The organism is Bordetella sputigena, from assembly GCF_965137885.1.
Classification (GTDB): domain Bacteria; phylum Pseudomonadota; class Gammaproteobacteria; order Burkholderiales; family Burkholderiaceae_B; genus Bordetella_C; species Bordetella_C sputigena.
Genome location: NZ_CBCSCA010000022.1, coordinates 25,875 through 36,597, shown reverse-complemented (window position 1 = coordinate 36,597; position 10,723 = coordinate 25,875). Strand labels below are relative to the sequence as shown.

General features: G+C 68.0%; 10 protein-coding genes. 3 read left to right on the top strand and 7 right to left on the bottom strand.

What is annotated here, in order from left to right; all coding sequences use genetic code 11:
• The first annotated feature begins 195 nt into the window (after positions 1–195).
• The 3 genes from ACNA0R_RS26370 (at position 196) to ACNA0R_RS26360 (ending at position 3,759) form a co-directional block, all read left to right on the top strand.
• Complete coding sequence (locus ACNA0R_RS26370; protein ID WP_415829041.1) at positions 196–462, top strand: type B 50S ribosomal protein L31; 267 nt, start codon at positions 196–198, stop codon at positions 460–462.
• Between the two features lie 166 nt (positions 463–628).
• Positions 629–2,362, top strand: coding sequence for an ArnT family glycosyltransferase (locus ACNA0R_RS26365; RefSeq protein ID WP_415829040.1), 1,734 nt, complete (start codon positions 629–631; stop codon positions 2,360–2,362).
• Positions 2,359–3,759, top strand: coding sequence for an MATE family efflux transporter (locus ACNA0R_RS26360; RefSeq protein ID WP_415829039.1), 1,401 nt, complete (start codon positions 2,359–2,361; stop codon positions 3,757–3,759). Before ACNA0R_RS26365 ends, ACNA0R_RS26360 begins: the two co-directional genes overlap by 4 nt.
• A 13-nt stretch (positions 3,760–3,772) precedes the next feature.
• Here the strand turns inward: ACNA0R_RS26360 and paaK are convergent, their stop codons facing one another.
• The 7 genes from paaK to paaC all read right to left on the bottom strand — a co-directional run bounded on the left by paaK (position 3,773) and on the right by paaC (position 10,719).
• Entirely contained in the window at positions 3,773–5,086 is a 1,314-nt protein-coding gene (gene paaK / locus ACNA0R_RS26355) for a phenylacetate--CoA ligase PaaK (RefSeq protein ID WP_415829044.1), read from the bottom strand.
• A 69-nt stretch (positions 5,087–5,155) separates the two neighbouring features.
• Positions 5,156–5,611 (bottom strand): hydroxyphenylacetyl-CoA thioesterase PaaI, encoded by a 456-nt coding sequence (gene paaI / locus ACNA0R_RS26350; protein ID WP_415829038.1) that lies wholly within the window; start codon positions 5,609–5,611, stop codon positions 5,156–5,158.
• Positions 5,608–6,402, bottom strand: a complete 795-nt coding sequence (gene paaG, locus ACNA0R_RS26345; RefSeq protein WP_415829037.1) for a 2-(1,2-epoxy-1,2-dihydrophenyl)acetyl-CoA isomerase PaaG — start codon at positions 6,400–6,402, stop codon at positions 5,608–5,610. The genes paaI and paaG overlap by 4 nt, the downstream gene beginning before the upstream one ends.
• A gap of 171 nt (positions 6,403–6,573) precedes the next feature.
• Positions 6,574–8,274 (bottom strand): phenylacetic acid degradation protein PaaN, encoded by a 1,701-nt coding sequence (gene paaN, locus ACNA0R_RS26340; RefSeq protein ID WP_415829043.1) that lies wholly within the window; start codon positions 8,272–8,274, stop codon positions 6,574–6,576.
• 87 nt (positions 8,275–8,361) lie between these two features.
• The gene (paaE, locus tag ACNA0R_RS26335) at positions 8,362–9,438 is read right to left on the bottom strand and encodes a 1,2-phenylacetyl-CoA epoxidase subunit PaaE (RefSeq protein WP_415829036.1); all 1,077 of its coding nucleotides are present in this window, start codon (positions 9,436–9,438) and stop codon (positions 8,362–8,364) included.
• Positions 9,439–9,451: 13 nt separating this feature from the next.
• The gene (paaD, locus tag ACNA0R_RS26330) at positions 9,452–9,961 is read right to left on the bottom strand and encodes a 1,2-phenylacetyl-CoA epoxidase subunit PaaD (protein ID WP_415829035.1); all 510 of its coding nucleotides are present in this window, start codon (positions 9,959–9,961) and stop codon (positions 9,452–9,454) included.
• On the bottom strand, positions 9,955–10,719 hold the full coding sequence (paaC, locus tag ACNA0R_RS26325) for a 1,2-phenylacetyl-CoA epoxidase subunit PaaC (RefSeq protein WP_415829034.1): 765 nt from the start codon (positions 10,717–10,719) through the stop codon (positions 9,955–9,957). Before paaC ends, paaD begins: the two co-directional genes overlap by 7 nt.
• Positions 10,720–10,723: the final 4 nt, after the last annotated feature.

Below are 10,723 nucleotides of genomic sequence, written 5' to 3'. Positions count from 1 at the left end.
GCCTGGGGATGGGCCGGGGATGGGCCGGGAACCCTGAACCCGAGCCTGCTTCTTGCGAACCTGCAAGAATTCGGGCTAGAATGCCGAGTTCTTTCTGGATACGTGGTGGATTGCGCCGGGGTACTAGGTATGCAGGTACCGTGACCGACGCGCTGTGACCCATCCTCCGGCGACCCGCATTCTCAGGAAAAAGCCATGAAGCAGAGTACCCATCCCGAATACCGCGAAGTGGTATTCATGGACGTCCAGACTGGCGACAAGTTCGTCATCGGCTCCACCATCACGACCCGCGAAACCATCGACCTGGACGGCAAGACCTACCCGCTGTTCAAGTGCGACGTGACGTCCAAATCGCACCCCTTCTATACCGGCGCGCAGACCCGCATCGTAGAAACCGGCCGTGTGGAAAAATTCCGCGCCCGTTTCGCCCGCACGACCGGCGCCGCCAAGACCGCCGGCTGACGCCCATCGGCGCGCACGAAAAAAGCAGCCTGCGGGCTGCTTTTTTTTGCCAGTGAGCGCCAGCCGGCGCCAATCCGGCCGCGCGGCCGCGCGCCTGGGGGCTTTTTTTCCGCCGCCATACATCCCGAGACAGAACCACGGCCATCTATCCAGTACAGTACGCCCCGTGTCCCCCATATCCCGCACCACCCCCGCCCGGCTGACCGCGCCGGCGACCGTCAAGCTGCCCCGGCTCGTACTGCTGGGGCTGGCGATCGCCTACATCGTGTTCGGCCTTTTCATGCGGGACCCGTGGAAGACCGACGACGTGGTGGGCCTGGCGACGATGCTGACGGCGCTGCGCGACGGCGGGCATACCTGGCTGCTGCCGCAGGTGGGCCACCTGGCCCATGCGGAGGAAGGCCCTCTCATCACCTGGGTGGGCGGCGCGTCGATGTGGCTGTTCGGTCCGCTGATCGGCGATATCACGGCGGGCCGGCTGCCGAATCTGCTGTGGTTCTTCATTACCACCGCGTCGCTGTGGTACGGCACCTATCTGCTGGGCCGCCGTCCCGAGGCGCAACCGCTGGCCCTGCCCTTCGGCGGCGAGCCCACGGTGCGCGACTATGGCCGCATGCTGGCGGACGCCGCGCTGCTGCTGCTGCTGGCGACGGTCGGCATCCTGCAGCGCGTCCATGAAACCTCGGAAATCCCGGCCGTCATGGCGACGCAGGCCTTCGCCTTCTATTCCCTGGCGCGCATGCTGGACCGCCCACGCGTGGGCGCGGTCAGCCTGGGCCTGGCGCTGGCCGCGAGCTTCCTGGTGCGCGGCTGGGTCGGCGCCCTGCCCATCATGCTGGGCGCCGCGATGGCCTTCCATCCCAAAAGCATGCTCTGGGCGCGGCGCCGCTGGCTGCTGCTGACCATCGTGCTGTGCGCCGCCATCATGCTGGCGTGGTGGATACCCGCCACCCTGGTCAGTGAATATTGGGTTCGCAACTGGAAGCTCTGGAACATCGATAACTACGCGCTGCCGGAACTGGGCGACCTGCTGCGCACGCTGCGCGACCTGCCCTGGTACCTGTGGCCGACCTGGCCGCTGGCGCTGCTGGCCTTGTGGCGCTGGCGCGCATGGCGCTACGCGCCGCACGTCTGGCTGCCGCTGGCCATGCTGGTGTGCCCGCTGATCATGATCGTCTTCACGGACGAGCCCTCGGAAGCCGAATTCACGCTGCTGGTGATCCCTTGCGCCGTCCTGGCGGCGTTCTCTCTGCCCACGCTGCGACGTGCCGTGGTCAACACGCTGGACTGGTTCGCGGTGATGTGCTTTTCCCTGACTGCCGCCACGGTGTGGCTGGGATGGATAGCCTTGAACTTCGGCTTCCCCGCCAAGATCGCCCGCAATATCCAGCGCCAGACCACCGGCTACGTGCCGGAGATCTCCTGGATCGCGGTCGCGCTGGCGCTCGCCGTGAGCGTGGGCTGGATTCTGCTGGTGGCGTGGCGCCTGCGCGTGCGGCCGACCGCCTTGTGGCGCGGGACGGTCATGTCGGCCGCCGGGCTGGCCGCGACCTGGATCCTGCTGGTGCTGCTGTGGCAGCCGCCGGTCGACTATGCGCGCAGCTATCGCAAAGTGTCCGGCGAGCTGGCCGAGGCATTGGCACGCAACATGCGCCCCGGCGAATGCGTACGCGGCCTGGGCCTGGGCAATGGCCAGCGCGCATCTTTCCTGGTTTTCGACGACTTGAATTTCCCCTACGACAACCGCTGCACGCTGGTGCTGCAACAGACATCGCGCAGCAGCCTGCGCGACGGCACCGCCGCCTATAGCGACGGCGCCGACGTGCTGTGGCAGGGCGGACGCCTGTCCGACCGCAGCGAAGTGTTCCGCCTGCTGCGCGTAACGCCCACCCAGCGATGACGCAGACGCTGCCCACCGAGGCGCCCTTCGGGGCCGCCGTGCGCGCCATCGCGCGCCAGGCCTGGCCGGTGCTGATCAGCCAATGGGCCGGGATTGCCTTCGGCGTGCTGGATACCGCGATGACTGGCCATGCCAGTCCCGACGACCTGGCGGCCATGTCGCTGTCCGCCTCGGTCTACATCACGGTTTTCGTCGGGCTGATGGGTGTCATCCATGCCCTGATTCCCATCCTGGCGCAGCAATATGGCGCGGGGCGCATGCATGACGTCGGCGCCATGTGGGGCCAGGGGGTGTGGCTGGCCATCGGGCTTTCCGTGGTGGGCGGCGCGCTGATGCTGTTTCCCCATGTCTGGCTGTCGATGTCGGGCGACGTGGCGCCCGACGTACGGGCGCGCGTGGCCAGCTATCTGCAGGCGCTGACGCTGGCGCTGCCGGCGTCGCTGGTGTTTCGCACCATCTATGCCCTGGGGACGGCGGTGTCGCGGCCGAAACTGGTCATGGGCATCAATCTGGCGGCCATCGTCTTCAAGGCCATGTTCAACTGGCTGTTCATCTACGGCAAGCTGGGTCTGCCGGCCATGGGCGCGGCGGGCGCCGGATTGTCGTCCGCGGTGGTGTCGTGGATGAGCCTGGGCGGCGGCCTGTGGATCGTCAGCCGGGATCGTTTCTACAAGCGCTTCAAGCTGCGCATCGGCCGGCCGGCGTGGGCGGCGCAGAAGGAATTGCTGCGGCTGGGGCTGCCCATGGGCGGTTCGTATCTGGTGGAGGTATGCGCCTTCACCTTCATGGCGCTGCTCGTGGCGCGCGAAGGCACCTTCGTGATCGGCGGGCATCAGATCATGTCCAATCTGGCCGCGCTGTGCTACATGATGCCCATGGCCATCGGCGTGGCGAGCGCATCGCTGACGGCCCAGGCCATCGGCGCCGGCCAGCCGGGCCTGGCGCATCGCACCGGCATGGCCGGGCTGGCGCTGGGACTGGCGGGCGCCGCCTTGACGGCCATGGTCCTGTGGACGGGCAAGCCGCTGATCCTGCGCGCCTATACCGATAACCTGGAAGTCGCCGCGGTGGCGGCCACGCTGCTGCAGGTGATACCGCTGTTCCACCTTTGCGACGCCATGCAGTGCATCAACTCCTATCTGCTGCGCGCCTACAAGGTAGCGGTGGTGCCGCTGGTACTGCAGGTGGCCGCGCTGGGCCTGTTCGGCCTGGGCGGCGGCTGGCTGTTCGGCTTCGGCCCGGCGCGCGGCCATCTGGACGGCCTGCGCACGCTGCTGCTGCCGGGATCGCCGGTCGGCGCCGGCAGCATGTGGCTGATGGCGATTTTCGGGCTGGGACTGTCGGCCGCGCTGCTGCATGTGTGGTACCGGCGCATCGTGCGCGACACCCTGCGCTAAGCCCGGCGGCCGGCTACTTCGGCCGCTTGTCGATCACCCGGCGCGCCTTGCCGGTCAGCGTCCGCTCCACCTGCCCGCACTCCAGTACGCGGACGGCCGCGCTGACGCCGATGTGGGCCTTGACGGCATGCGCCAGTTGAGCGCCCAGCGCCGCCCTTTCCGCCTCGGGCATGCCTTCCAGCTCGGGCCTGGGCTCGGCCAGGATTTCCAGTGCATCGAGCGCGCCGTCGCGCGTCAGCACCATCTGGTAATGCGGCGCCAGCTGGCCGGTCTTCAACACCAGTTCCTCCACCTGCGTGGGGAACAGATTGACACCGCGGACGATCAGCATGTCGTCGCTGCGACCGGTGATCTTGCCCATGCGTCGCATGCTGCGCGCGGTGGGCGGCAGCAGCCGCGTCAGATCGCGCGTGCGATAGCGGATGACCGGCATGGCCTGCTTGGTCAGCGACGTAAAGACCAGCTCGCCCGGTTCGCCGTCGGGCACGGGCAGGCCGGTTTCCGGGTCGACGATTTCCGGATAGAAGTGGTCTTCCCAGATCACCGGACCGTCCTTCGCCTCCACGCATTCGTTCGCCACGCCGGGGCCCATGACTTCGGACAGCCCGTAGATGTCCACCGCGTCGATACCCGCGCGCGCTTCGAGCTCCTGGCGCAGCCGGCCGGTCCATGGTTCGGCGCCGAAAATGCCGACCCGCAGCGAGGAGGCCCGCGGATCCAGGCCCTGCCGCTCCATCTCTTCGAGGATGTTGCAGAAATAGGAGGGCGTGACCATGATGATGTCCGGCTTGAAATCCTGGATCAGCTGCACCTGCTTCTCGGTCTGGCCGCCGGACATCGGGATGACGGTGCAGCCCAGGCGCTCGGCGCCGTAGTGCGCGCCCAGTCCGCCGGTGAACAGGCCATAGCCGTAGGCCACGTGCACGATGTCGCCCGGGCGGCCGCCCGAGGCGCGGATGGAGCGCGCCACCAGGTTGGCCCAGTTGTCCAGGTCCTCGCGCGTGTAGCCGACCACGGTGGGTTTGCCGGTGGTACCGCTGGACGCATGCACGCGCGCGATCTGTTCACGCGGCACGGCGAACATGCCGAAGGGATAGTTGTCGCGCAGGTGCTGCTTGCTGGTGAAGGGAAACTTCGCCAGGTCGGCCAGCTCTTTCATGTCGTCGGGGTGCACGCCCGCCGCGTCGAAGGCCTGGCGGTAATGGGGCACGTTGGCGTACGCGTGCGCCAGCGTCCATTGCAGGCGGCGTAGCTGCAACGCCTGGATTTCGTCGCGGCTGGCGTGTTCGATGGGATCGAGTCCCGGCTTGCTGAGCGTGGCCATGATGATAGTCTCCGTTATCTGTTTTATGTCGCCCGGGCGCATCGCGAACGCCCGTCCCCGGTGTTTCCCTGGTCAATCGCCCACGATCTGACCTTTGATGCGGTACGAGCGGCCGCGGAACAGCGCGACCGCCTGGCCATCCTGGTTGGTAACCGTCACGTCGTACACGCCGGTACGGCCCGCCAGCGAGCGCTCCTGCGCGGTGGCGGTCAATACGTCTTCCTCGCGCGCGGGCGCCAGGAAATCGATGGTGCAGCCCGACGCGACGGTGCTGACGTTGCGCGAATTGCAGGCGAAGGCAAAGGCGCTGTCGGCCAGCGAAAAGATAAAGCCGCCATGGCAGGTGCGATGGCCGTTCAGCATGTCCGCGCGTACCGGCATGGTCAGCGTGGCGTGGCCGGCGCCAACCGCGTCCAGGCGCATGCCCAGCGCCTGCGTGGCCGCGTCCGCGGCGTACATCGCGTCGGCGACCGTCCGGGCCAATGCCTGCGGATCGACGGGTGCGCTTTGATGCGTGTCCTTCATCATCGCCCCTTGAAGCGCGGTTCGCGCTTGTCGAGGAAAGCAGCGACGCCTTCGGCGTAGTCCTCGCTGCGGCCCAGCTCGCGCATCATCCGCACTTCCAGCGCCAGCTGTTCGTCCAGGGTATGGTCCAGGCTGGCATGCAGCGCCTGCTTGGTATAGGCCAGGCCCTTGGTCGGCGCGCTGGCGAAATGTCGGACCAGGCGCTCCAGCGTTTCGTCGTAGGCGTCGTCGGCGACGCACTGCCAGATCATGCCCCATTGTTCCGCCTGGCGCGCGCTGATGCGGTCGCCCAGCAGGGCCATGCCCAGGGCGCGCGCCCGCCCCACCAGCCGCGGCAGCACATACGTACCGCCGGTATCCGGAATCAAGCCGAGCCGGCAAAAGGCTTCGATGAAACTGGCGGACTCCTTGGCGATGACGATATCGCCGGCCAGCGCCAGATTGGCGCCCGCTCCCGCGGCCACGCCGTTCACGCCGACGACCACCGGCAGCGGCATGGCGTGCAGGCGCCGCACCAGCGGCGCGTAGTAGGTTTCCACGGTTTCGCCCAGGTCCACCGGCGCCGCGCAAGGGGCGGTGCGGCGTTCGCTCAAGTCCTGGCCGGCGCAGAAGCCGCGCCCCGCGCCGGTGATCAGCAGTACCCGGGCGGGCGCGCGCTCCACCTGGTCCAGCGCGTGCGCGACCTCGCCGTGCATGCGGGCGGTGAAGCTATTGAGCTTGTCCGGACGGTTCAGGGTCAGGCGGGCGATGCCGTCCCGCAGCGAGAATTGGATGTCTTCGTAGGAAGTGGTCATGGTGTTCCTTGGCGGGTCTCCGTTCATTGTCGCGTTCCGCTGCCATGGGCGTTTGCCGTCGTCGCGGTGCGCTGTCGCCGGCGTTTGCCGTCATGCGCGCCGCGCTGTCGCCGGCCTTCGACGCCGGCGCCCAGGCGCGGTCCCTGGCGTACCGCGCCAAGGCGCGCGGCATCACACATGCCAGCGCGCCTGCACCACGCGGAAGCGGTTGGCCACATAGGCGCTGTCGCACAGCGCCGCGTTGGCGGCCGGATTCGCGCCGGTACCATGGAAATCGCTGAAGGCCGCCGACTGGTTGACGAACACGCCGCCGGTCAGGTTCAGCGACAGGGCGACGCCGCCCTCTTCCGAAGCGTCGCGTATCGCCCGCGCGGTCTCCGCGTCCGTGGTGTAGGCCGACATGGTCAGCGCGCCGTGCTCGATGGCGCTGTCGCGCGCCAGGGCGATGCTATGCGCGGTGTCGTCGGTTTCGATCACAAAGGCGATAGGACCGAACCATTCGCGCTGGATGGCGCGATGATGCACATCGGCGCGCAGCAGCAAAGGCGTGCGGATACGCGCCCCGTCGAACTGCGGATGACCGATGGAGCGGCTGGGCGCCAATTCGGGCAGGCCCAGTTCGCGCGCCTCATCGATGCGCGCCAGCGTGGCGTCCGCCTGGATGCCGCCCAGCAGGTCGGCGGCCTTGCTCTCATCGGCCGTCATGCCTTGCAGCGCGGCGGCGATGGCGCCGGCCACCTCGTCGAACGTGGCGCGACCCGTCGCGGTACGAATACCGTCGCGCGGCACATAGATGTTCTGCGGCGCCGTGCACATCTGCCCGCTGTACAGCGTCAAGGAAAATGCCAGATTGCGCGCCATGCCCTTGAGGTCATCGACCGAATCGACGATGACCGTATTGATGCCGGACTTCTCCGTGTACACCTGGGCCTGCCGCGCATGCTGCTCCAGCCATTCGCCGTTGGCCTTGCTGCCGGTGAAGTCGACGATCTTTACCCGCGGATGGGTGGCCAGCACCTGGGCGGTATCGTCGCCCAGCGCGTGCGGCGCCAGCAGCACCACGTCGGGATCGAAGCCGGCCTCGGCCAGGACTTCGCGCGCGATGCGCACGGTGATGGCCAGCGGCAGGATGGCGGTCGGATGCGGCTTGACGATGACCGTGTTGCCGGTCGCCAGGCTGGCGAACAGGCCAGGGTAGCCGTTCCAGGTGGGGAATGTGGAGCAGCCTATCACCAGGGCGATGCCGCGCGGCACGATGGTGAAATGCTTTTCCATGCGCAGCGGGTCCTGCTTGCCCTGCGGTTTCTCCCATCGCACCTGTTCCGGAATGCGCGCCATTTCCTGCCAGGCATAGGCCACCGCCTCCAGGCCGCGGTCCTGCGCATGCGGTCCGCCGGCCTGGAAGGCCATCATGAAACCCTGCCCGGTCGTATGCTGGACGGCATGGGCGATCTCGAAGCTGGCGCGGTTCAGGCGCTGCAGGATTTCCAGCGATACGCCGACCCAGGCGCGCGGGCCGGCGTGGCGCCAGCTGGCCAGGGCGCGGCTGGAGGCCGCCACCAGTTGCTCGGGTGACAGGCGCGGATAGCTGATGTGCAGGTCGAAGCCGAACGGCGACCGCTCGCCGCCGGCCATGCGGTCCGCTCCGGCGATATGCAGCGGGAAATCGGTGCCCCGCAGCGCTTCGAAAGCCTGCCGTCCCGCCTCGCCGGCCGTCTCGCCGTAATTGCGCGGGCTGGGCGATTCCGGATAGGGCGTCCAGTATTCGCGCGTGGCGGTCGCCCGCACGGCGCGGTCCAACAGCTCACGGTGGCGGTCGAAAAAGTCTGCGCTCGGGCCTGCGGTGGGGGTTGCGGCCACATCGGCGGTCATATTGGCGGTCACGGGGGTCTCCTCGATAATTTTCCAGCGGTGGCACGGCGCTCCACGCCCATGCCCGATCCGGCATCCGGCCGGCGCTCAGGTTTCCTGGTCGAAATCCAGCACCAGCGTGTCGCTGACCGGATAACTCTGGCAACTCAACACAAAGCCCCGGGCGACTTCATAGTCTTCCAGGGCGAAATTCGCGTCCATATCGACTTCCCCTTCCACGACCTTGCAGCGGCAGGTGGAACAGACGCCGCCCTTGCAGGAATAAGGCAGCTCGATCCCTTGCGCCAGCGCGGCGTCCAGCACGCTGTCGCGGTTCTTGTCGATGGTAAATCCGCGGCTGTGGCCGTCCTGTATGACGGTGACGCGGCACTGCGCCTGGCCTGGCGCGGCGGCACGTGGCCGCGGTCCGCGCGCGGCGCGGGGCGCGCCGAACAACTCGAACTTGATGCGTTCGCGCGGAAAGCCCAGGCGCTCCAGGGTGGGGACGACATCTTCCACCATGGCCTGGGGCCCGCACAGGAATACATAATCGACGTCGCGCACGCGGAGCCACTGGGTCAGCAGGCTGGCCACTTTTACGCCGTCGAGTCTGCCGTTGAACAGTTCGACGTCCTGCGCTTCGCGGCTCATGACGTGGCACAGCGAAAACCGCGCCATATAGGTGTTCTTCAGGTCTTCCAGCGCTTCGCGAAACAGCACGGACGACGACGCACGGTTGCCGTAGAACAGCGTGAAGCGGCTGTCCGGTTCCGTGGCCAGCGCGGTCTTGATCAGCGAGTACACCGGCGTAATGCCGCTGCCCACGGCGAAAGCCACGTAGTGGCGCGCCTGGTGCGGCGCGAATTCGACGGTGAACTCGCCGTCCGGCGGCATCACGTCCAGTATGGCGCCCGCCTGCAACTCCCGGTTGGCCCAGTTGGAAAACGCACCGTCGTCCACGCGCTTGATGGCCACCCGCAACACGCCGTCGCCCGGCGAGGAGCAGATCGAATACGAGCGCCGCAACTCCTCGCCGGCCACCCGCGTGCGCAAGGTCAGATACTGGCCGGGGCGGAAGGCGAAATCGTCCGCCAGCGCGGGCGGCAGGTCGAAGGTCAACACCACGGCGTCGCGCGTATCGCGCGCCACGTCGACGACCTTGAGCGGATGAAAAGAGCTGGCCATGACGTCCGGGCCCTCAATGGGACTTGAAATAGTCGAATGGTTCCCGGCACGCGTTGCAGCGATGCAGCGCGCGGCAGGAGGTCGCGCCGAACCCGCTGAGCATGCGGGTGTCGGTCGAGCCGCAATGCGGGCACGGCACGGCCGGCGACAGGCGCCGCGTGATGCCGGACACGTCGATGGCGCGTTCCACCGGGGGCGCGATGCCTTCCGCCCGCAATGCCCGCCGTCCCCGCTCGGACAGCCAGTCGGTGGTCCATGCCGGCGCCAGCCGCGTGCGCACCGTCACGGCGGCGATGCCCTGTCCGTGCAGCGCGCGCTCGATGTCCTGCGTGATCTCGCGCATGGCGGGACAGCCCGAATACGTGGGGGTAATGGTGACCACGCAGACGGGCGCCTCGTCCGGCCCTTCCCAGGCGATATCGCGCACGATGCCCAGGTCCATGATGGACACGGCGGGCATCTCCGGATCGCGCACGGCGTCCAGGCACCGGGCGATGCGGTCCAGCGCCACCGGGGCTACCATGCCGCCCCCGGATAGGCGCGCTGCAGGAACTGCATTTCCGCCAGCAAGGGACCGAGCGCCTCGCTGTGCCGTCCCTGGCGTCCGCCGCGATAGGCCGCATGGCCGGCCAGGTCTTCCCGCGGCATGGTCAGCGTGGCTTCATCCAGCACGGCGCGCACCTGGGCCAGCCACGGCGCGCGCAATCCGGCCAGCGTACAGCCTATGCCGCGGCGGGCCGCCTCCACGTCGCTATCGTCGTCGACGAACAGCTCGCCGGTATACGGCCAGGCGCGGTCCACCGCCGCCTGCATGCGTGCATGGCTTTCATCGGTGCCGTCGCCCAGCCGCACGACGATGTCGGCGGAACGCCGCGCGTGATACGCGACCTCCTTGACCGACTTTTCGGCGATGGCGGCGACCCGCGGCTCGGACGATGCGGCCAGCCGCTCCAGCAGGAAATAGTGCCAGGTGTCGAAGAAGAACTGCCGCGCCATCGTATCGGCGTAGTCGCCGTTGGGCCGCTCCACCAGCAGCGCGTTACGGAAGTCGTGCGCATCGCGCAGATAGGCCAGCTGGTCCTCATCGCGGCCGGCGCCTTCCGCCTCGCCGGCCAGCGTCAACCACAGGCGCGCCTGCCCCAGCAGGTCCAGCGCGGTATTGGTCAAGGCCAGGTCTTCTTCCAGGATGGGGCCGTGGCCGCACCACGCGGACAGCCGCTGCGACAGTATCAGCGTCGTATCGCCCATGCGCAGCGCGAAATCGAACAGACAGCGATCCATCGCG

Coding starts and splice junctions, on each gene's coding strand:
- paaN (WP_415829043.1), bottom strand. CDS start 8,274: ATGACCGCCGATGTGGCCGCAACCCCCACCGCAGGCCCGAGCGCAGAC.
- paaE (WP_415829036.1), bottom strand. CDS start 9,438: ATGGCCAGCTCTTTTCATCCGCTCAAGGTCGTCGACGTGGCGCGCGAT.
- paaG (WP_415829037.1), bottom strand. CDS start 6,402: ATGACCACTTCCTACGAAGACATCCAATTCTCGCTGCGGGACGGCATC.
- ACNA0R_RS26370 (WP_415829041.1), top strand. CDS start 196: ATGAAGCAGAGTACCCATCCCGAATACCGCGAAGTGGTATTCATGGAC.
- paaC (WP_415829034.1), bottom strand. CDS start 10,719: ATGGATCGCTGTCTGTTCGATTTCGCGCTGCGCATGGGCGATACGACG.
- paaD (WP_415829035.1), bottom strand. CDS start 9,961: ATGGTAGCCCCGGTGGCGCTGGACCGCATCGCCCGGTGCCTGGACGCC.
- paaI (WP_415829038.1), bottom strand. CDS start 5,611: ATGATGAAGGACACGCATCAAAGCGCACCCGTCGATCCGCAGGCATTG.
- ACNA0R_RS26360 (WP_415829039.1), top strand. CDS start 2,359: ATGACGCAGACGCTGCCCACCGAGGCGCCCTTCGGGGCCGCCGTGCGC.